A 21221-nucleotide genomic window follows, 5' to 3' on the forward strand; every position below is an offset into this window, starting at 1 on the left:
TACGCGCAATGAATGCCCTCTCCCGCTTCGCCCGCACGGCCGGCGCCGCCACCCTCGTGGCGCTGCTCGCCGCTTGTGGCGGCGACGATGACGACAACAACTCCCCCGTCGCCGAGACGCCCCCGCCTGTCACGGAAACGCCGGCCGCACCGCCCGCCCCCGTGCAAGTCGCGTTCATGCCCGACATCCACTTTCATGACGTCTACGCCGACTTCAAAGATGGCTCGTTTCCTGGCATTCCGAATCCGAAGCATGGCGACAACGCCACCATCCGGACGATGTACGCGCAACTGACGTCGACCCGCCTGTTCAACGAAAACTACTTCGCGTTCCTGGCCGCGCTGGATGACGCCGTATCGCGCGGCGTGAAGTACATCGCCCTGCCCGGCGACTTCTCGGATGATGGCCAGCCCGTGCACATGCGGGGCCTGGTCAAGATCATGGACGAGTATTCGAAGAAGCATGGCATCCAGTTCTTTGCGGCCCCGGGCAACCATGACCCCAACCGCCCCTTCAACCAGGCCGCCGGCAAGAGCGACTACCTGGGCCTGGACCCGGCCACCGGCGCCATCGGCTTCTCGCAACCGATCTACAGCCGCGGCGGCAATGCCGCGTGCAGCACGCCCTACAGCGGTGACTGGGCGCTGGTCGGCAGCACGTACTGCACCGAAGAAGTCCTGCACATGGGGTACGCGGGCATCACCGACGCATTGAAGCAGCACGGCTTCATGCCGCAGCCGCAAAACGTCTATTACGAAACGCCGTACAGCACCTACAAGTACGAAGACTACGACTACACCACTGCGCGAGACCAGGCCAATTGGATCAATCGCCAGTACGAAATCTGCGCCGAAGGCACGGGCGGCCCGAACAAGCCGCAGAACTACATGCTGTGCAAGATGGTGCCCGATACGTCCTACGTGGTGGAACCGGTCAAGGGCGTGTGGCTGGTCGGCATCGACGCCAACGTCTATGTGCCCACCGGTACCGGTGCGAATGATTTCACCGGCTCGGGCGACCAGGGCTACAACAAGATGCTCACGCACAAGGCGCACGTCATCAAATGGCTGAAGGACGTGGTTGCGCGCGGCAAGGCGCAGGGCAAGCAGGTCATCGCCTTCAGCCACTTCCCGATGTCGGAATTCTTCAACGGTGCGTCGGACGATATCGAAGCGCTGCTGGGCGCCAACAAGATGCAGATGATCCGCCGCCCGGCCGAGAACACCACGCGCGCGCTGGCCGAAACCGGTTTGAAGGTGCACGTGGGCGGCCACATGCACTTCAACGACATGGCGGCGCGCAACTACGGCGCGGACACGGCGCTGTTCAACATCCAGGCGCCGTCCATGGCGGCCTACGTGCCGGCCTACAAGCTGATGACGCTGCAAAGCGCGGACGAGATCGAAGTGCAAACCATCCGTCTGGACAAGGTGCCGCGCTTTGACGAACTGTTCGACCTGTACCGCGCCGAGAACGCCTACACAACGCCCGCGCGCTGGGACGTGTCGATTCTGGACGCCAAGGACTACGGCGACTTCACCTATCGCTACATGAGCGAACTGGTGCGCCTGCGCCTGCTCAATGACGACTGGCGCTGCGAGATGCGTGAACTGGTCAAGAGTCCGCTCACCGGCGCTGATCTGCTGACGCTGTCGCAACTGCAAACCACCGTCACGCTGAAGGAACTGGCGAACACCGGCAATCAGAACAATCTGACTTCCGCCTTCTTCGCTTGCCTCTCCGACGGAGGCGGCAGCGGCGCCAGCAATGCAGCGTATGCCGGCAACCTGGCGGACGCCCAAGCCCGTGCACAAGCGCTGGCGCAAGCCAACGGCATGCAGCTGTCGGACTTCGCGCAGTGGAAGGCGTTGGACATGGCGGGTGACTTCGTGCGCATTGCCAACGCGGGCGACCTGGCGTTTGCCGACATCCCCGCGCAACGCGCCAATCAGTACAAGCTGCTGGCCCAGGCGCTTGCCAACACGAACGCGTCGGTGCAGATGAACGGCAACAGCGTCAGCAACGCCAACACGCTGGCTGACCTGTTCAAGGCGCGCTTCAAGCCGCTGATGGCGATCATGCTGAAGCTGGCTGCGGGTGCTCCGTCGGAACACATCCGGCTGGACCTGAGCAGCAACAGCATCGTCAATCTGTCGACCCAGCCTTCACCCTTCTAACACCGACAACAAGCGCGCGTTGATGGCAAACGGCTCACGATCAGTGAGCCGTTTGCTTAACCGCGAGCGCGCATGTCCCGTGGTGTCATGCCGAACCGGTTCTTGAACAGGCGGCTGAAGTGCGACGGGTGGGTAAAGCCCACCTGATACGCCAGCTCGCCGATGCCGCGATGCTGATGCCTGGGGTCCAGCAGCAATTCGCGGCAGCGATCCAGACGCTGATCGAAGATGAAGGACTCCACCGACAAGCCGCCTGCCCGCAGGATGCGATGCAGATACGCCACCGACACCCCACAGCCCTGCGCCACGTGTTGCGGCGACAGTGCTGGGTCGGCCAGATGCTGTCGGATATACGCCAGCACCCGCTGCCGATGCGCCAAGGTAACGCTGCTATCCGATTCAGACGCATGCCCCTGCCCCGGCTGCACCAGGAACAGCACGATCAAATCGATCAAGCGCTCGCCAAGCTCGGTGACTTCGGTGTCCGACCAGCCGCCCATGCCTTTGAACAGATGGTCCATGTAGCTGGCCAACATCGCACCGCGCGGGGAGCCGTCGTCGATGCGCAGCTTGTGGAACGCGCCGATACGCGAATCCCGCTGCGACAAGGCGCTGCGCGGAAACGACACGCTCAGGCTGCGATAGCCCGATGAGCCCAACGCCGTCGCCTGATACGGCAGGCTTTGGTTCATCAGGTACACGCACCCCGGTTCGACCTGGAATTCACGGCCTTGCTGGCGCACGGCCAGCGGGCCGGACAACGGCAGGCCAAAGGTGTAGAACTCCTGGTCCAGCCGCGACACATTTCCCACCGTGCGCTCCAGCTTCTGTCCCTGATAGTGCAGGTCATTGAATTGAAGGCTGGCGCGGCGGGCGTAGCGCACGTGTCCCGCAAAATGATCCGGCTTGCCGCGGTGCACTTCAAACGGGCCGAACGCGTCCGACAAAGCCGCGCGCCATTGCTCACGCCCGTCGGCGCCGGCGCTGGCCGAAATGGCGAATTCCGTATCGGGCATGTCGCGGTCTCCTGTACGCGGCGGGAAGCGCAATTTGATCTTGCGTCTACAACCTTTTGACTCACCCTGCTCTGGGGTGCGCGACGCATTGTGGATGCATCTGGCGCAAGTCTATAGTCAGCCCGATAAGCACACAACCTGGACAACCCGGGAGGAGACTCATGGCAAACGCGCCCGTAACGGCAGGCCGCCACACGCCTGTTTCGCGCTATCTGCGCTGCGAAGGTCGCGAGCTGCACTACATGGAATGGGGTACGCCCGACGCGCCCCCCATCGTCATGTGGCACGGGCTAGCCCGCACCGGCCGCGATTTCGACGACTTGGCACAAGCGCTGGCGGATGACTACCGCATCCTGTGTCCCGACACGATCGGGCGCGGCCTGTCGCAATGGAGTCCCGACCCGGTGGCCGAATACCAGCTGGATTTCTACGCGCGCCTGGCGCGAGCGTTCGTCGATGGCTTGCAGCTTGCCCACTTGCGCTGGGTGGGCACGTCAATGGGCGGCGCCACCGGCATGCACGCCGCCGCCACAACCTTGCGCAACCGCATCTCGCACTTGGTGGTCAACGACATCGGCCCGGAATTACCGCAGCCGGCCATCGAGCGCATCCTGGCCTATGTCGGCAACCCGCCCGCCTTCGACACCGTCACCGAACTGGAAGCGTGGCTGCGCGTTGCCTACAAGCCCTATGGCTGGCAAAGCGATGCGCAATGGCGGCGCATGGCCGAGACCTCGGTGCGGCGCCTGCCTGATGGGCGCGTCACCGCGCACTACGACCCGGCCATCGCCGGGCAGTTCAGCCACCACCCCAACGACTACAACCGCTGGAGCGGCTACGACTCGCTGCGCATGCCGCTGTTGCTCTTGCGCGGCGCGGATTCCGACTTGCTGTTGCCCGACGTCGCCCACGCCATGACGCAACGCGGCCCGCGCGCCCAACGCATCGACTTCCCGGACTGCGGCCACGCCCCCGCCTTGAACGTGGCGTCGCAGATCGACGCCATCCGCCACTTCCTTGCCACGCCCGCCGCCCCGGCAGACACGCGCGCCCACTGATACCAGGAGACTCCCCATGAATCGCATTCTGCTTGCCGCGCTGGCGGCCCTTTGCATGAATTCGGCCGTCGCGGCGAAGGACTTCGTCGTGGCCCATGTTTACGACAAGACGGGCCCGCTGGAGGCCTACGCCAAACAGACGCAGAACGGCCTGATGCTGGGCCTGGAATACGCAACCCAAGGCACGATGACGGTTGCCGGCCGCAAGATTCGCGTGATCGAAAAAGACAACCAGGGCAAGCCCGATGTGGCGCGTGCGCAGCTGGCGTCCGCCTACGCCGACGATAACGCCGACATCGCCGTCGGCCCGACCTCGTCTGGTGTGGCGCTGGCCATGCTGCCGATCGCCGAAGAGTACGAAAAAATCTTGCTGGTGGAGCCCGCCGTGGCCGATTCCATCACGGGCGAAAAGTGGAACAAGTACATCTTCCGCACAGGCCGCAACTCGTCGCAGGATGCCATCGCCAACGCGGTGGCGTTCGACCAGGCAGGCACGTCCATCGCCATGCTGGCGCAAGACTATGCCTTTGGCCGCGACGGCGTGAAGGCCTTCAAGGGCGCGCTGAAGAACGCCAAGATCGTGCACGAGGAATATCTGCCCGCCAACGCCACCGACTTCACCGCTGGCGCGCAGCGATTGTTCGATGCGCTGAAAGACAAGCCGGGCCGCAAGATCATCTTCATCTTGTGGGCGGGTGCGGGCAACCCGTTCAAGATCGCCGATCTGGACCCCAAGCGCTTCGGCATCGAGATCGCCACGGGCGGCAATACGCTGGCCGCGATGACGCCGTTGAAGTCGCTGGCGGGCATGGAAGGCGCCACCTATTACTACTACGGTATCCCCAAGAATCCGATCAATGATTGGCTCGTTGCCGAACACCAGAAGCGCTACGGCCAGCCGCCGGACTTCTTCACAGCGGGCGGTATGTCGTCGGGCATTGCGATCGTGGCCGCGCTGAACAAGACCGCAGGCAACTCCGACACCGACACGCTCATCAAGGCGATGGAAGGCATGAGCTTCGACACGCCCAAGGGCAAGATGACCTTCCGCCCCGAAGACCATCAAGCCATGCAATCGATGTACCACTTCCGCATCAAGAACGATCCGTCGGTGCCATGGGCTGTGCAGGATCTGGTCAAGGAAATCACGCCTGACCAGATGAACGTGCCGATCCAGAACAAACGCTGAACGCCGCCACCAACATGCTGGAAACCCAATCGCTCACGATCCGTTTCGGCGGGCACGTGGCCGTCAACAATGTCAGTTGCCGCTATGCGCCTGGCACGCTGACGGCCATCGTTGGCCCCAACGGCGCGGGCAAAACGACCTACTTCAATCTGATCTCGGGCCAGCTGCGCGCAAGCGCAGGCTCGGTGAGTTTGAACGGGCGCGACCTCACATCGTTATCAGCCCCGGCTCGCATGCATGCCGGCCTGGGCCGCGCCTTTCAATTGACGCAACTGTTCCCTCGCCTAACCGTGCATGAGAACGTGCGGCTGGCGCTGCAATCGCGCCAGCAAGGCATGAGCTGGCGCCGCATCCGCTTCTGGCGCACGTGGGACGATGACCGCAACCTGCTCGCGCGCGCCGATGCGTTAATGGAACGCACCCGCTTGTCGGCGCGGCGTGACCAGGCCGCCGCCGACCTGCCGCATGGCGATCAACGCAAGCTGGAAATCGCCATGCTGATTGCGCTGGAACCGCAAGTGTTCATGTTCGACGAACCCACGGCCGGCATGAGCGTGGACGACGTGCCCGTGGTGCTGGAGCTGATCCGCGAAATCAAGACGGATTCATCGAAAACGATTCTGCTGGTGGAGCACAAGATGGATGTGGTGCGTGAATTGGCTGACCGCATCGTCGTGTTGCATAACGGCCAGCTGATGGCGGACGGCGACCCGGCCACCGTCATCGCGTCTCCCATCGTGCAACAGGCCTATCTGGGCATCAGCCCGACAGAGACGCCGGCATGAGCGCCCCGCTGCTGCTGGAACTGCAAGGCGTGCATACCCACATCGGCGCGTACCACATCCTGCACGGCGTGGACCTGGCGGTGCCGTCTGCTGGGGTCACCATGCTGCTGGGCCGCAACGGCGCCGGCAAGACCACGACGCTGCGCACGATCATGGGGTTGTGGCGGGCCTCGCAAGGCCAGGTGACGTTTGACGGCACCCCGATTGGCGGGCCGGGCACACGCAAATCACCGCCTGACATGGCTCGCATGGGCATGGCCTATGTGCCCGAAAACATGGGCATCTTTGCGGATTTGTCGGTGAAGGAAAACATCTTGCTCGCCGCGCGCCAGGCGCGCAGCGCGGACCAGCTCGACACCGCCCGGCTGGAATGGATCTTCGGCTTTTTCCCGGCGCTGAAAAAATTCTGGCTGCATCCGGCAGGCAAGCTGTCGGGCGGACAGAAGCAGATGCTGGCAGTGGCGCGCGCCATCATCGAGCCGCGCCGGCTGCTGTTGATCGACGAACCCAGCAAGGGCCTTGCGCCCGCCATCATCCAGAACATGATCGACGCCTTCATCGAGCTCAAGCAGGCTTCCACCACCATCCTGCTGGTTGAGCAGAACTTCAATTTCGCACGGCAGGTCGGCGATCACGTCGCCGTCATGGACAACGGCCGTGTCGTGCATGCCGGCGGCATGCGCGAGCTGGCGGACGACGACGCGCTGCAAACCAGTCTGTTGGGCCTGTCTTTGGGAAGCCATCAATGAGCACCGTGGATATTGATACCCCGCTGCCGCGCGTGCGCGCGGACCTGCGGCCCGTGCTGCTGGTGCTGGCGCTGGCCGCCATTGCGCTGCCGCTGGTCGGCTCGCTGTCGACCTGGGTCACGCTGACGCTGGCGGGCCTGGCCATGGGCATGATCATCTTCATCGTGGCCTCTGGCATGACACTCGTGTTCGGGCTGATGGACGTGCTGAACTTCGGGCACGGTCTCTTCATCGCCATCGGCGCCTACATGGCGGCCACGGTACTGAGCGGCATGGCCGACTGGACACAATCCGGCAGCCTGTGGATGAACCTGGCGGCCGTACTGCCTGCGATGATCGTCGGCATGCTCGTGGCCGGTGCTGTCGGGCTGGCATTCGAACGCGTGATCGTGCGGCCGGTGTATGGGCAGCACCTGAAGCAGATCCTGATCACGATGGGCGGGATGATCATCGGTGAGGAAATCATCAAGATGATCTGGGGTCCGCAGACGCTATCCTTGCCGCTGCCCGAGGCGCTGCGCGGCGCGTTCCTGTTGGGCGATGCCGCCATCGAGAAATTCCGCATCGTGGCGCTGGTGGTGGGCGTGCTGGTGCTGGGCGGCATGCTGTGGCTGCTGAACCGCACCAAGCTGGGCCTGCTGATCCGCGCGGGCGTCGAAGACCGGGAAATGGTGGAAAGCCTGGGCTACCGCATCCGGCATTTGTTCGTCGGCGTGTTTGTGGCCGGGTCGATGCTGGCCGGGCTGGGCGGTGTGCTGTGGGGGATGTATCAGCAATCGGTTGTGCCGCAGCTGGGTGCGCAGGTCAATGTGCTGATCTTCATCGTCATCATGATCGGCGGGCTGGGGTCGACGGTAGGCTGCCTGATCGGTGCGCTGCTGGTCGGCTTGATGGCCAACTACACCGGCTTCCTGCTGCCCAAGGCCGCCCTCTTTTCAAACATTGCGCTGATGGTCGCCATTCTGTTGTGGCGGCCGCAAGGCGTGTATCCGGTCACGAACCGCTAGGAGCCGCGATATGTCTTTCCGCCTGCTCTCCGGCGACCCGCCCCGCAGCCCGCTATTGGCGTTGGCGCTGATCGCGATTGTCGCCTTGCTTGCCACGGCGCCCTTCCTTTTTCCCGGCCCGAAGTCGCTGGCGGTGGCCGCGAAGATTCTGGTGTTCGTGATTTTGGTCGCAAGCTATGACCTGCTGCTGGGATACACCGGCATCGTGAGCTTTGCGCACACCATGTTCTTCGGCATCGGCGCCTATGGCGTCGCGATTGCCAGCATCCGCATGGAGCCGGGCTGGACCGCCGTGTTCGCGGGTGTGGGTGCGGGCCTTGCGGTGTCGCTGGCGTTCGCGTTGTTGATCGGCCTGGCCAGCCTGCGCGTGCGAGCGATCTTCTACGCAATGATCACATTAGCCGTCGCGGCGGCGTTCCAGACGTTGGTGTCGCAGTTGTCAGATCTGACGGGTGGCGAAGATGGCCTGAACTTCAAGGTGCCGCAGATGTTGCGACCGGCGTTCCGGCCATTTTCCGAGCCGGTGTTCGGCGTCACGATCGACGGCCGCATCATCACGTACTACCTGATCGCCGCGGTGTGCGTCGTGCTGTTCCTGATGCTGCTGCGCATCGTGAACTCGCCGTTTGGCCGCGTGCTGCAAGCCATCCGCGAGAACCCGTTCCGAGCCGAGGCCATTGGCTATCGCACGGTGCTGTATCGCAGCCTGTCAAACCTGCTTGCCGCCGCCTTCGCCACGCTGGCGGGCGCGATGTACGCGTTATGGCTGCGCTACGACGGGCCGGATACCACGCTGTCGTTCGAGATCATGCTGAACATCCTGCTGATGCTGGTGATTGGCGGCATGGGCACGATGTACGGCGCAGTGGTCGGCGCGAGCCTATTCGTGTTCGCACAAAGCTATCTGCAAGATGGCCTGCACATCATTCACGATGCGGTGACGGGCGTGGCACCCCTGGCGCTGCTGTTCGAACCCGACCGCTGGCTGCTGTGGCTGGGGATTTTGTTCGTGGTGTCGGTGTATTACTTCCCGACGGGTATTGCCGGGCGGCTGCGGGAATTTACGCGGCGGCGCTGAATAGCCGTCGCCTGCCCGGCGCCGCTGGCGTCAACGGCCACGGTTACCCAAGTCGTCGGCATCACGCCTCAGGCCATTGACGCGCCGTTGCATCTCGTCAACGCTGCGCCGGGTATCGCTACCGGTACGATCCAGTTGCGAGCCTGAAGGCGTGGGCGCTAGCTTCGGCATGTTCATCGGCGCGCCGGCGTTCAACGGAATCATTGCTGGGGGATGCGGATCTGCTGCGGCGGGCCTTTCCGTCAGCAGCTTCTCAAGCATGCGCAACTGGTCACGCTGGGTTTGCAGCGACCGTTCCTGGTCCATCAGCGCCTGCTCATTTTCGTCGTCGGTGCCAAAGATGGCGGCGTGATCGCGTGACGAGCCATCGAGGCGCACACGAGCGTCCGGTCCCGCATTCAGCAACGCCCGTCCAAGCGAGGCATGGTCCGTAATGGGCGCGGCCGCAGCTGGTGTCGCAGCGGTAGCGGCAGGCGCGGCCTCGGCAGTGCTTGGAGCGCGAGGGGTTGCGTCGGCATGGGTCGTCTGTGGCTGCGCTTGCACCTGCGCGGGTGTTTGCGGCTGCGGCTGCGCCACGCTGCCCGCGCTCAACAAGCCCAACCAGAGCCCCGTCATAAAGCGGCGCATGATGTCGTGTGATCCTCCACTTTCGAAACGCGAAAAAAAACGGCAAGGGGTTTAGCCCTTGCCGTTTTATATCAGAACGGCGAACCGTTCCGATGAACTGCTTTACTTAGATGATACGTGCGGCTTCAACCAGACGCACCACACGCCACGACTTCGAGCGCGAGATGGGACGGCCTTCAGCGATTTCAACCGTATCGCCTTCGTTGTATTGGTTCGATTCATCGTGCGCCTTGTACTTCGCGGAGCGCATGATGATCTTGCCGAAGATGGGGTGCTTGACGCGGCGCTCGACGAGCACAACGACAGTCTTGTCCATCTTGTTGCTGACGACCTTGCCAACCAGCGTACGCTGGCGCTTGGCCACTTGGGTGTTTTGAGTTTCGCTCATGTTTATTTCCCTGCCTTCTCGGTCAGCAAGGTACGAACGCGCGCGATGTCGCGACGCACGTTGCGCAGCTGGCTGGTGTTGGCCAGTTGCTGCGTGGCCTTCTGCATACGCAGACCGAATTGTGCCTTCAGCAGGCTTTCGAGCTCTTTGCCGAGCTCGGCGGCGTCTTTCGAACGGAGTTCGCTAGCTTTCATGTTAGGTCTCCTTAAGCACCGATGTGACGAGCGACGAACGTCGTCGAGATCGGCAACTTGGCAGCGGCCAGACGGAAAGCTTCACGTGCGATTTCTTCGCTCACACCTTCCATTTCGTAGAGCACTTTGCCGGGTTGAATTTCAGCGACCCAGTACTCCGGATTGCCCTTACCGTTACCCATGCGGACTTCGGCAGGCTTTTGCGAGATGGGCTTATCCGGGAAAATGCGAATCCAGATACGGCCGCCACGCTTGATGTGACGATTGATAGCACGACGAGCGGCTTCGATCTGGCGAGCGGTCAGACGGCCACGGCCGGTGGCCTTCAGACCGAATTCGCCGAACGACACGTGGGTACCACGAGTCGCCAGACCGGTGTTGCGGCCCTTCTGCTCTTTGCGATACTTTCTGCGAGAGGGTTGCAGCATGGTTATTCTCCTTCAGGCGCCGGAGCAGCGTCCGCCTTGCGGGGACCACCACGACCACGACCACCCGGACGACCGGTGCGAGCACCGTCCGGACGATCACCACGCGGAGCGCGGCGCGGACGACGTTCTTCTTCGCGCGGGGCAGCGGTTTCCGGCGGCAATTCGCCGTTAGCCAGCATGTCGCCCTTGTAGACCCAGACCTTGATGCCGATCACGCCATACGTGGTGTGGGCTTCGGAGGTGCCGTAGTCAATGTTGGCCTTCAGGGTGTGCAGCGGCACACGGCCTTCGCGATACCACTCGGTGCGAGCAATTTCGATACCGTTCAGACGGCCCGAGCTCATGATCTTGATGCCTTGGGCACCCAGACGCATCGCGTTTTGCATCGCGCGCTTCATTGCGCGACGGAACATGATGCGCTTCTCGAGCTGTTGCGAGATCGAGTCGGCGATCAGTTGAGCATCGGTTTCCGGCTTGCGGATTTCTTCGATGTTGACGTGCACAGGCACGCCCATCAGACGCTGCAGATCAGCCTTCAGGCTTTCGATGTCTTCGCCGCGCTTGCCGATCACCACGCCCGGACGAGCCGAGTAGACGGTGATGCGGGCATTCTTGGCCGGACGCTCGATGATCACGCGACCAACGGAGGCGCTCTTGAGCTTCTTCTTCAGGTACTCGCGAACGCGAATGTCTTCGGCAAGCATCGTGCCGAAGGCCTTGTCGTCGGCGAACCAACGCGAGGACCAATTACGGGTGACCGCGAGACGGAACCCAGTGGGGTGAATTTTCTGACCCATCGTGACTCCTTAAGCTCCGACCTTGACCGTGATATGGCAGGTCTGCTTCTCGATACGGTTGCCGCGGCCCTTGGCGCGAGCGGAGAAGCGCTTCATCGACTGAGCCTTGTCCACAAAAATCGTGGTGACTTTCAGTTCGTCGATATCGGCGCCGTCGTTGTGCTCGGCGTTGGCGATGGCGGACTCGACAGCCTTCTTCAGGATGACGGCAGCCTTCTTCGGCGAGAAGGTGAGGATTTCCAGGGCACGGCCGACCTTCTGACCACGGATCAAGTCCGCAACCAGACGCGTCTTCTGTGCCGAGATGTGCACCCCACGGATAATGGCAGTAGTTTCCATCGCTTACCTCTTCGCCTTCTTGTCCGCAGCGTGGCCCTTGAACGTACGGGTCAGCGCGAACTCGCCCAGCTTGTGACCGACCATGTTCTCGTTGATGTACACGGGGACATGTTGCTTGCCGTTGTGCACAGCGATCGTCAGACCGATGAACTCGGGCAGGATCGTGGAACGACGCGACCAGGTCTTGATCGGCTTCTTGTCTTTGCCCGCGACGGCCGTGTCCACCTTTTTGATCAGGTGAGCATCGACAAACGGGCCTTTCTTGATCGAACGTGACATAGTGTTCGCCTCTTACTTGCGCTTGCGCCGTTGGACGATCATATTGTTCGTCCGCTTGTTGCGACGGGTCTTGAAACCCTTCGCCGGAGTACCCCACGGGCTGACCGGTTCGCGTGCTTCACCGGTACGGCCTTCGCCGCCACCGTGCGGGTGATCCACCGGGTTCATGGCAACGCCACGAACCGTCGGGCGGATACCGCGCCAACGCATTGCACCGGCCTTGCCAATTTGGCGCAGGCTGTGTTCTTCGTTACCGACTTCACCGATGGTGGCGCGGCATTCGATGTGCACACGGCGGACTTCACCCGAGCGCAGACGCACTTGAGCGTAGATGCCTTCGCGAGCCAGCAGGACGGCGGAAGCGCCGGCCGAACGGACCATCTGAGCACCCTTGCCAGGCAGCATTTCAACGCAGTGAATCGTCGTACCCACCGGGATGTTGCGGATCGGCAGCGTGTTACCGGCGCGGATCGGAGCATCGGTGCCCGACAGCAGGGTTGCACCCACTTCCAGACCACGCGGAGCGATGATGTAACGACGTTCGCCGTCGGCGTAGCACAGCAGAGCAATGTGCGCCGTACGGTTGGGGTCATATTCCAGACGCTCAACCTTTGCCGGGATACCGTCCTTGTCGCGACGGAAGTCGACGACACGGTAGTGTTGCTTGTGACCACCGCCGCGATGGCGGATCGTGATGTGACCGTTGTTGTTACGGCCAGAACCACGGGTCTTCTTTTCCAGCAGCGGCGCGTAGGGCTCACCCTTGTGCAGGTTCGGGCTAACAACCTTCACCATGCCACGGCGGCCAGCCGAAGTCGGCTTAACTTTTACGAGGGCCATTTACTTCACCTCCGCAAAGTCGATTTCCTGGCCGTCCTTGAGCGACACGTAAGCCTTGCGCTCATTACGGCGACGGCCAACGAATCGGCCAAAGCGCTTGACTTTGCCCTTACGGTTGAGGACCTGCACGGACTCGACCTGCACCTTGAAGAGCAGTTCGACGGCAGCCTTGATTTCCGGCTTGGTAGCGTCAGCCACGACACGGAAAGCGACTTGCTGATTCTTCTCAGCGACGAACGTGGCCTTTTCGGTCACGATCGGAGCCAGAATGACTTGCATCAAGCGTTCAGCGTTCATCCCAGCATCTCCTCGAGTTGAGCGATGGCCGGCTTGGTGATCAGCACTTTCTTGTAGTGGACCAGCGACAACGGATCGGCATAACGGGGCTCGACAACAGCAACGTGCGGCAGGTTGCGGGTGGCGAGGTAAACATTCTCATCAACGCTGTCGGTGATGATCAGGACCGAGTCCAGGCCCAGGCTCTTCAGCTTTGCAGCAGCAGCCTTGGTCTTGGGCGATTCCAGATCAAACGATTCGACAACAGCGATGCGGTCTTCACGGGCCAGTTGCGACAAGATCGAACGGATCCCGGCGCGGTACATCTTCTTGTTGACCTTCTGGGTGAAGTTCTCTTCGGGCGAGTTCGGGAAAATCCGACCACCGCCACGCCACAGCGGCGACGAAGTCATACCAGCGCGTGCGCGGCCGGTACCCTTCTGGCGCCAGGGCTTCTTGGTCGAGTGCTTAACTTCAGTGCGATCCTTCTGAGCGCGGTTGCCGGCACGGGCATTGGCTTGGAAAGCCACCACGATCTGATGAATCAGCGCTTCGTTGAAGTCACGGCCGAAGATCGTATCGGGCGCGCTGAACGTAGCAGCGGCCTGACCTTGGTCGTTCAGGAGCTTGAGATCCATTTACTTACGCTCCCTTCTTGGCCGGGGCCTTGATGGCCGGGCGCACGACGATGTCGGCGCCAGCGTGGCCGGGGACAGCGCCCTTGACCAGCAGCAGGCCACGCTCAACGTCAACGCGAACGACGTCGAGGTTTTGAACGGTGCGGGTGACATCACCCAGGTGACCAGCCATGCGCTTACCCGGGAAAATGCGGCCCGGATCTTGTGCTTGACCAATCGAGCCGGGGACGCGGTGCGAACGGGAGTTACCGTGCGAAGCGCGTTGCGAACCGAAGTGGTGACGCTTGATGGTACCGGCAAAGCCTTTACCAATGGTCGTGCCCGTCACGTCGACCTGTTGGCCGGCTTCGAACACGGATTCCACGGCGATCACGGCACCGGCTGCAAATTCAGCAGCGCGAGCGGGATCAAGGCGGAATTCTTTGAGGATGCTACCGGCTTCAGTGCCGGCTTTGGCGTAGTGGCCCGTTTGCGGCTGAGCCACACGCGAGGCACGACGAGTGCCATAAGTCACTTGGATCGCGGCGTAGCCGTCGGTTTCCAGCGACTTAACTTGGGTCACGCGGTTGTTAGACACGTCCAGCACGGTTACCGGGATGGATTCACCTTCCTCGGTAAAAATGCGGGTCATGCCGACCTTGCGACCCACCAGCCCCAGCCGGTGAGCGGCGGGCGTGGGTGTCGAATTCGACATCGTTTTCTCCATTCCTGACTGCGATTGGTCAGGGCTAATCAGGCAAAAGGTAACGGCCTTTGCCCTACGACTATGTTCAACCTGGTTGGTATTGCCTGAGCCCGTCGTAGCTGTAAATCCCCGCGTGAATCTGCGGTACAGCGTTATGGTTCAGGTCATTCCGCCCATAGTTAGACTTGCCACAAAATGGCAAGCTTTACATATTAGCATGATTTTTTCAGGCGGTACAAGTACTTAGCGCACTTTGGCTCAGCGCAAGCAGGCAATTTTGCGACACTGGCTTCGTCGCGGAACTGCCCCGCCAAGCGGGCGGACGTCAGCCGAACAGTAAGTGTTCGCTCACCCCTAGCGACGGCCAAGTGACGGCCAGGCGACGCATCTACAACACTGGCACCGTCCAAAACAAAATGGCCGCACTCCCTGAGGAATACGGCCATTTTTTTCGAGCCTACCGGCGAAGGTGGCAGGCTCGGTACGCCTTACTGCAGCGCGATTTCGACGTCGACGCCGGCCGGCAGGTCCAGACGCATCAGAGCGTCAACGGTCTTGTCGGTGGGATCAACGATGTCCATCAAGCGCTGATGGGTACGGATTTCGAACTGGTCACGCGACGTCTTGTTGACGTGCGGCGAACGCAGAACGTCGTAACGACGGATACGCGTGGGCAGCGGCACCGGGCCGCGGACAACGGCGCCCGTACGCTTGGCGGTGTCGACGATTTCAGCGGCCGATTGATCGATCAGCTTGTAATCGAAGGCTTTCAAGCGGATACGGATCTTTTGGTTTTTCATGGCGTTTCCTAAAGAACGAGAGGCGAAGGCGACGAGGCGCCCTCGCTGTTTGTTTGCTGCTTAAGTGATCCGAATTACTTCAGGATCTTGGCGACGACGCCGGCGCCGACGGTACGACCGCCTTCACGAATGGCGAAACGCAGACCTTCTTCCATGGCGATCGGAGCCAACAGCTTGACCGTCATGGCCACGTTGTCGCCCGGCAGAACCATTTCCTTGTCGGCCGGCAGCTCGATCGTGCCCGTCACGTCCGTCGTGCGGAAGTAGAACTGGGGACGATAGCCTTGGAAGAACGGAGTGTGACGGCCGCCTTCTTCCTTGGACAGGATGTACACCTCGGACGTGAAGTCCGTGTGCGGCGTGATCGAGCCCGGCTTGGCCAGAACTTGGCCGCGCTGGACGTCTTCACGCTTGGTGCCGCGCAGCAGAATGCCCACGTTGTCGCCAGCTTGACCTTGGTCCAGCAGCTTGCGGAACATTTCAACGCCGGTGCAAGTCGTCTTGACCGTCGGCACCAGGCCCACGATTTCGATTTCTTCGCCGACCTTCACGATGCCGCGTTCGATACGGCCGGTAACCACCGTGCCGCGACCCGAGATCGAGAACACGTCTTCAACCGGCATCAGGAACGCGCCGTCCACAGCGCGCTCAGGCGTCGGGATGTACGAATCCAGCGCATCGGCCAAAGCCATGATGGCTTGCTCGCCCAGTTCGCCCTTGTCGCCTTCCAGCGCCAGCTTGGCCGAACCCTTGACGATCGGGGTGTCATCACCCGGGAAGTCGTACTTCGACAGAAGTTCGCGAACTTCCATTTCCACCAGCTCGAGCAGCTCGGCGTCGTCAACCATGTCAGCCTTGTTCAGGAAGACGATGATGTACGGCACGCCAACTTGGCGGCTCAGCAGGATGTGTTCACGCGTTTGCGGCATCGGGCCGTCAGCGGCCGACACAACCAGAATAGCGCCGTCCATTTGAGCGGCGCCCGTGATCATGTTCTTCACATAGTCAGCGTGGCCCGGGCAGTCAACGTGCGCGTAGTGACGCGCTTGCGTTTCGTACTCGACGTGGGCGGTGTTGATCGTGATGCCGCGAGCCTTTTCTTCAGGAGTCGCATCGATCTGGTCGTAGCCCTTGGCTTCGCCACCGAACTTGTTCGACAGAACGGTCGTGATAGCTGCCGTCAACGTCGTTTTGCCGTGGTCAACGTGACCAATCGTACCCACGTTCACGTGCGGCTTGGTACGTTCAAACTTGCCTTTTGCCATGATCTCTATCCTTTAACTTTCAAGGAAACTTGAATCTGCCAGGCCGCCCGGATGAGCGGACCTGGCTAGGGTTATTTACTTGGCCCGAGCGGCGATGACTTCGTCAGCGACGTTCTTGGGGGCCTCGGAGTAATGCTTGAATTCCATCGTGTACGTGGCACGACCTTGCGTCAGCGAACGCAGGTTCGTGGCGTAACCGAACATCTCGGCCAGGGGCACTTCAGCCTTGATGGTCTTGCCGCCACCAACCATGTCATCCATACCTTGGACCATGCCGCGACGCGAGGACAGATCGCCCATCACGGTACCAGCGTAGTCTTCCGGCGTTTCGACTTCAACGGCCATCATCGGTTCCAGCAGCACGGGGCTGGCCTTGCGCAGACCTTCCTTGAATGCCATGGAGCCGGCCATCTTGAACGCGTTTTCGTTCGAGTCCACATCGTGGTACGAACCGAAGAACAGCGTGCACTTGACGTCGACGATCGGGTAGCCAGCCAACACGCCCGAAGGCAGCGTTTCCTGGATGCCCTTGTCCACCGCGGGGATGTATTCGCGAGGAACCACACCGCCCTTGATGGCGTCCACGAATTCGTAGCCACCGCCAGGAGCCAACGGCTCGACCTTCAGCACCACGTGACCGTACTGGCCACGGCCGCCCGACTGCTTGACGAACTTGCCTTCAACTTCTTCGCAGGTCTTGCGGATGGTTTCACGGTAGGCCACTTGCGGCTTGCCGACGTTGGCTTCAACGCCGAACTCACGCTTCATGCGGTCGACCAGAATTTCCAGGTGAAGCTCGCCCATACCGGAAATGATGGTTTGGCCGGATTCTTCGTCGCTGCGCACGCGGAACGACGGATCTTCCTGAGCCAGACGCGACAGCGCCAGACCCATCTTTTCCTGGTCAGCCTTCGACTTCGGTTCCACGGCCTGCGAAATCACGGGCTCGGGGAAAATCATGCGTTCGAGCAAGATGTGGGAGTCGATGTCGCACAGCGTTTCGCCGGTGGTCACGTCTTTCAGACCCACCACAGCGGCGATGTCGCCTGCCAACACTTCCTTGATTTCTTCGCGGTTGTTCGCGTGCATCTGCAGAATGCGGCCGATACGTTCCTTCTTGCCCTTGATGGGGTTGTAGACCGTATCGCCCGACTTCAGAACGCCCGAGTAAACGCGCACGAAGGTCAATTGACCCACGAACGGATCGCTCATCAGCTTGAATGCCAGCGCCGAGAACTTCTCGTCGTCGTTGGCTTCACGCGTGACGGGATTGCCATCGTCGTCCTGGCCGTCAACCGCGGGAATGTCCACGGGCGAAGGCAGGTAGTCGATGACCGCGTCCAGCATGCGCTGCACGCCCTTGTTCTTGAAGGCGGTGCCGCACAGCATCGGCTGGATTTCGCCAGCGATGGTGCGTTGACGGATGGCCAGGTTGATTTCGGCTTCGTCCAAGGAACCCGTTTCCAGGTACTTGTTCATCAGCTCTTCCGACGACTCAGCGGCGGCTTCAACCAGCTTCTCACGCCATTCGTTGGCCAGACCTTCCAGCTCAGCGGGAATCTCGTGGTAGTCGAACTTGATGCCTTGGCTGGCTTCGTCCCAAATGATCGCCTTCATCTTGACCAGGTCGACCACGCCTTGGAACGTGTCTTCGGCACCGATCGGGATCACGATCGGCACGGGATTGGCGCGCAGGCGGTTCTTCAGCTGGTCATAGACCTTGAAGAAGTTGGCGCCGGTGCGGTCCATCTTGTTGACGAAGGCCAGACGCGGCACGCCGTACTTGTTGGCTTGGCGCCACACGGTTTCGGACTGGGGCTGAACACCACCCACCGCGCAGTAAACCATGCAAGCACCGTCCAGGACGCGCATGGAACGTTCCACCTCAATGGTGAAGTCCACGTGACCCGGGGTGTCGATGATGTTGATGCGGTGTTCGGGATAGTTCTTCGCCATGCCACGCCAAAACGCCGTCGTAGCTGCCGACGTAATGGTGATGCCACGCTCTTGCTCTTGTTCCATCCAGTCCATGGTGGCTGCGCCATCATGCACTTCGCCAATCTTGTGATTGACGCCGGTGTAGAACAGGATACGTTCGGTCGTGGTGGTTTTCCCTGCATCGATGTGCGCAGAGATACCAATGTTGCGATAGCGCTCGATCGGGGTTTTGCGGGCCATGGTGGATTAGTCCTTAAATTACCAGCGGAAATGGCTGAAGGCCTTGTTGGCCTCTGCCATCTTGTGCGTGTCTTCGCGCTTCTTCATCGCGGCGCCACGACCTTCAGCGGCGTCGATCAGTTCGCCAGCAAGACGCAGATCCATCGACTTTTCGCCACGCTTCTTAGCGGCTTCACGGAGCCAACGCATAGCCAGGGCCAGGCGGCGCACGGGGCGCACTTCAACCGGCACTTGGTAGTTGGCACCGCCAACGCGGCGGCTCTTGACTTCGACGATCGGCTTGATGTTGTTGATCGCCAGGCTGAAAACTTCGATCGGCTCTTTGCCGGTCTTGGTTTGCACTTGCTCGAGGGCGCCGTAAACGATGCGCTCGGCGACGGCCTTCTTGCCGTCCAGCATGACGACGTTCATGAACTTGGCGAGTTCGACGCTGCCGAACTTGGGATCGGGCAGAATCTCGCGCTTGGGTACTTCGCGACGACGGGGCATTGTTGCTTCCTTGTGTCTGTTCAGTTGAACCGTGTTTCATTACACGGCCATGGCCGCCCATTGGGACGACCCCTTACGTGCCGCGCTCCATCCCAGAAACCGGAGGGCGCGGTCGCACTTCCCTAGTGACGGACTTCCGCCACACGGGGGTACTGCTGACTCGTTATTAAGCCTTCTTCGGGCGCTTGGCGCCGTACTTCGAGCGGGCTTGCTTACGATCCTTGACGCCTTGCAGGTCGAGGGAACCGCGCACGATGTGATAACGCACACCGGGCAAGTCCTTCACACGACCGCCACGCACCAGAACCACCGAGTGCTCTTGCAGGTTGTGGCCTTCACCGCCGATGTACGAAATGACTTCGTAACCGTTGGTCAGACGCACTTTGGCAACCTTACGCAGAGCGGAGTTCGGCTTCTTGGGGGTGGTGGTGTACACGCGAGTGCACACGCCGCGGCGTTGCGGGCAGTTTTCGAGCGCGGGGCTCTTGCTTTTGATGATGCTGACTTCGCGCGGCTTGCGCACGAGTTGGCTAATGGTAGGCATGACCTTTGAAATCCCTTTTACGTACCACTGGTAAGTACTTACGTACTCGTCTCCTCAAGCAGTGATCTTTCGGAGAAGGCAGTTCGCGCAAAACCGCCTCAAACGTTCATATACGTAAAAGAGCGGGCTTGCCAACAAACTATGACAAACGCACAAAACTGGATGCGGCCGGGGCAGTCAGGACATATCGGGAAAGATGGACCCAAAAACAAAGGCTCGTGACGCACCTTGGTTCCAGGCCCTGGACAGGTCTTGAACTGTTTACCTTTTAGCGTACAGATTTTGCGCGCGAAATAAAGCAGTAAGCCCTTTAGCATAACTGAGATCTGGGCGCACTGTCAAAGAAATTTGTAAGCCCCACGACGCCGCGCGTTGCCGGCAGAAAGCGGGCAATTAGGCGCGGGTCGTGAAAAATGGGGCCACGTATCCGTGCAGATCCGGAAACCTGCCAAGGCGGCATTCAGGGCGCCGGCCCGGGTAATCCCTGGCGGATTGCGCAAGGCGTGCTGGAGGCGCACCCGCGGAATTTTACGCGCGCGGCCCGGCTATTGGTCAGCGAATAAGTAACCGCTGCCGTACACCGTGCGGATCGGCAACATCACGCCCGCCAGTTCGGCCTTGCGGCGCAGGCGGCTGACGATCACATCAATGCTGCGCGAACCGCTGGAACGCACGCCGCCGCCCTCCACCCGCAGTTCGTCGCCCAATTCCGAACGCCCGACGGCGCGGCCCGCCACTTCCAGCAGGGAACGCACGATCAGCCGTTCATTGGCCGACAGTGAGATGGTCGCCCCCGACGGCGCGACGAGCGTCCAGCCCTGATCCCGCAATTCCCATTGGCCACTGATGGCTTCTTCGGGAATCGGCGCGTCCTGGCCGGCGGGCAAGCGCCGCGCCAGGGCCAGCAGAATGCACGCCAGTTCACGCGGGTCCTGCGGTTCAGTCAGACAAGCGTCCGCGCCGCTTTGCAGGCAGCGCAGACGGCTGTCCACGGTCATGGAGCGGCCCGTCACCACAATTCCCATAGAGGACGAGCCGTGCAGCCGCGCGACCAGCGCATAACCAATTTCGCCCAACGTCCCCACATCCAGGACCACGGCATCGTAGGTGCCGCTATTGAGCAATCCGAACAGCTCCAGCGATGTCGAACAGCCCCGAGCGGAGATCCCTGCTTGCAACAGGGCGGACACAGCGGCGTTTCGAACCACTTCGTCCGGCGACATCATAAGTATGCGCAATTGATTCATAGCTATTTCCACCTCTAACCCGAAACTGCACCGCGTCGCCAATTTGTGACATCAGCGGGCAGGACAGTTGAGACAGTGTGGCGCGTTGTTACGCAACAACTCCAGTCAAGATTCGTTAACTTTGCAATGTTTGACAGTTCTTGCCATA

25 protein-coding genes are annotated in these 21221 nt (G+C 61.3%); 7 read left to right on the forward strand and 18 right to left on the reverse strand.

Going from position 1 to position 21221, the window contains the following annotated elements:
- Positions 1-8: 8 nt before the first annotated feature.
- Positions 9-2177 (forward strand): metallophosphoesterase, encoded by a 2169-nt coding sequence (locus HV765_RS16875; protein WP_175170411.1) that lies wholly within the window; start codon positions 9-11, stop codon positions 2175-2177.
- Between the two features lie 56 nt (positions 2178-2233).
- Here HV765_RS16875 and HV765_RS16880 read toward each other — a convergent pair whose 3' ends face one another.
- Positions 2234-3193, reverse strand: coding sequence for an AraC-like ligand-binding domain-containing protein (locus tag HV765_RS16880; RefSeq protein WP_054420850.1), 960 nt, complete (start codon positions 3191-3193; stop codon positions 2234-2236).
- 161 nt (positions 3194-3354) lie between these two features.
- Here HV765_RS16880 and HV765_RS16885 point away from each other — a divergent pair, with 161 nt between their 5' ends.
- From HV765_RS16885 to HV765_RS16910, 6 genes are read left to right on the forward strand one after another with little or no spacing between them, the layout of a single operon-like run.
- The gene (locus HV765_RS16885; protein WP_175170412.1) at positions 3355-4251 is read left to right on the forward strand and encodes an alpha/beta fold hydrolase; all 897 of its coding nucleotides are present in this window, start codon (positions 3355-3357) and stop codon (positions 4249-4251) included.
- Between the two features lie 16 nt (positions 4252-4267).
- The gene (locus tag HV765_RS16890) at positions 4268-5440 is read left to right on the forward strand and encodes a substrate-binding domain-containing protein (protein WP_175170413.1); all 1173 of its coding nucleotides are present in this window, start codon (positions 4268-4270) and stop codon (positions 5438-5440) included.
- Between the two features lie 14 nt (positions 5441-5454).
- Entirely contained in the window at positions 5455-6225 is a 771-nt protein-coding gene (locus HV765_RS16895; protein ID WP_175170414.1) for an ABC transporter ATP-binding protein, read from the forward strand.
- The gene (locus HV765_RS16900) at positions 6222-6974 is read left to right on the forward strand and encodes an ABC transporter ATP-binding protein (protein ID WP_054420854.1); all 753 of its coding nucleotides are present in this window, start codon (positions 6222-6224) and stop codon (positions 6972-6974) included. The genes HV765_RS16895 and HV765_RS16900 overlap by 4 nt, the downstream gene beginning before the upstream one ends.
- Complete coding sequence (locus tag HV765_RS16905; protein WP_054420855.1) at positions 6971-7981, forward strand: branched-chain amino acid ABC transporter permease; 1011 nt, start codon at positions 6971-6973, stop codon at positions 7979-7981. Before HV765_RS16900 ends, HV765_RS16905 begins: the two co-directional genes overlap by 4 nt.
- Positions 7982-7991: 10 nt before the next feature.
- Complete coding sequence (locus tag HV765_RS16910) at positions 7992-9059, forward strand: branched-chain amino acid ABC transporter permease (protein ID WP_175170415.1); 1068 nt, start codon at positions 7992-7994, stop codon at positions 9057-9059.
- 30 nt (positions 9060-9089) lie between these two features.
- On the opposite strand, the gene HV765_RS16915 is transcribed toward HV765_RS16910, so the two are convergent.
- The 17 genes from HV765_RS16915 to HV765_RS16995 form a co-directional block, all read right to left on the reverse strand.
- Positions 9090-9686 (reverse strand): hypothetical protein, encoded by a 597-nt coding sequence (locus HV765_RS16915; RefSeq protein ID WP_254600615.1) that lies wholly within the window; start codon positions 9684-9686, stop codon positions 9090-9092.
- Positions 9687-9792: 106 nt separating this feature from the next.
- The gene (gene rpsQ / locus HV765_RS16920; RefSeq protein WP_006216549.1) at positions 9793-10074 is read right to left on the reverse strand and encodes a 30S ribosomal protein S17; all 282 of its coding nucleotides are present in this window, start codon (positions 10072-10074) and stop codon (positions 9793-9795) included.
- A gap of 2 nt (positions 10075-10076) precedes the next feature.
- A complete protein-coding gene (gene rpmC, locus HV765_RS16925) occupies positions 10077-10268 on the reverse strand; it encodes a 50S ribosomal protein L29 (RefSeq protein ID WP_003806912.1) in 192 nt (63 codons plus the stop codon).
- A gap of 11 nt (positions 10269-10279) precedes the next feature.
- Positions 10280-10696 carry a 50S ribosomal protein L16 gene (gene rplP / locus HV765_RS16930; protein WP_006216552.1) on the reverse strand — a complete coding sequence of 139 codons (417 nt, stop codon included), beginning with the start codon at positions 10694-10696 and terminating at the stop codon, positions 10280-10282.
- Between the two features lie 2 nt (positions 10697-10698).
- Complete coding sequence (rpsC, locus tag HV765_RS16935) at positions 10699-11493, reverse strand: 30S ribosomal protein S3 (protein ID WP_006216553.1); 795 nt, start codon at positions 11491-11493, stop codon at positions 10699-10701.
- Positions 11494-11502: 9 nt separating this feature from the next.
- Positions 11503-11832, reverse strand: a complete 330-nt coding sequence (gene rplV / locus HV765_RS16940; RefSeq protein WP_006227021.1) for a 50S ribosomal protein L22 — start codon at positions 11830-11832, stop codon at positions 11503-11505.
- 3 nt (positions 11833-11835) lie between these two features.
- Positions 11836-12111, reverse strand: a complete 276-nt coding sequence (gene rpsS / locus HV765_RS16945) for a 30S ribosomal protein S19 (protein WP_006216555.1) — start codon at positions 12109-12111, stop codon at positions 11836-11838.
- Positions 12112-12123: 12 nt separating this feature from the next.
- Complete coding sequence (gene rplB / locus HV765_RS16950; protein WP_006216556.1) at positions 12124-12951, reverse strand: 50S ribosomal protein L2; 828 nt, start codon at positions 12949-12951, stop codon at positions 12124-12126.
- Positions 12952-13248, reverse strand: a complete 297-nt coding sequence (gene rplW, locus HV765_RS16955; protein ID WP_006216557.1) for a 50S ribosomal protein L23 — start codon at positions 13246-13248, stop codon at positions 12952-12954.
- Complete coding sequence (gene rplD, locus HV765_RS16960; RefSeq protein ID WP_054420857.1) at positions 13245-13865, reverse strand: 50S ribosomal protein L4; 621 nt, start codon at positions 13863-13865, stop codon at positions 13245-13247. The genes rplW and rplD overlap by 4 nt, the downstream gene beginning before the upstream one ends.
- Positions 13866-13869: 4 nt before the next feature.
- Entirely contained in the window at positions 13870-14559 is a 690-nt protein-coding gene (gene rplC / locus HV765_RS16965) for a 50S ribosomal protein L3 (protein WP_054420858.1), read from the reverse strand.
- A gap of 479 nt (positions 14560-15038) precedes the next feature.
- On the reverse strand, positions 15039-15350 hold the full coding sequence (rpsJ, locus tag HV765_RS16970) for a 30S ribosomal protein S10 (RefSeq protein ID WP_003806903.1): 312 nt from the start codon (positions 15348-15350) through the stop codon (positions 15039-15041).
- Positions 15351-15424: 74 nt separating this feature from the next.
- On the reverse strand, positions 15425-16615 hold the full coding sequence (gene tuf / locus HV765_RS16975) for an elongation factor Tu (RefSeq protein ID WP_054420859.1): 1191 nt from the start codon (positions 16613-16615) through the stop codon (positions 15425-15427).
- Between the two features lie 75 nt (positions 16616-16690).
- Entirely contained in the window at positions 16691-18793 is a 2103-nt protein-coding gene (gene fusA / locus HV765_RS16980) for an elongation factor G (RefSeq protein WP_054428133.1), read from the reverse strand.
- 18 nt (positions 18794-18811) lie between these two features.
- Entirely contained in the window at positions 18812-19282 is a 471-nt protein-coding gene (rpsG, locus tag HV765_RS16985; RefSeq protein ID WP_050450091.1) for a 30S ribosomal protein S7, read from the reverse strand.
- A 166-nt stretch (positions 19283-19448) separates the two neighbouring features.
- Positions 19449-19826, reverse strand: a complete 378-nt coding sequence (rpsL, locus tag HV765_RS16990; RefSeq protein ID WP_005017264.1) for a 30S ribosomal protein S12 — start codon at positions 19824-19826, stop codon at positions 19449-19451.
- A 545-nt stretch (positions 19827-20371) separates the two neighbouring features.
- Positions 20372-21073: a response regulator transcription factor gene (locus HV765_RS16995; protein WP_054428134.1), complete on the reverse strand. Its 702-nt coding sequence runs from the start codon at positions 21071-21073 to the stop codon at positions 20372-20374.
- Between the last annotated feature and the right edge of the window lie 148 nt (positions 21074-21221).

Source organism: Achromobacter kerstersii, assembly GCF_902859595.1.
Lineage (GTDB): Bacteria > Pseudomonadota > Gammaproteobacteria > Burkholderiales > Burkholderiaceae_B > Achromobacter > Achromobacter kerstersii.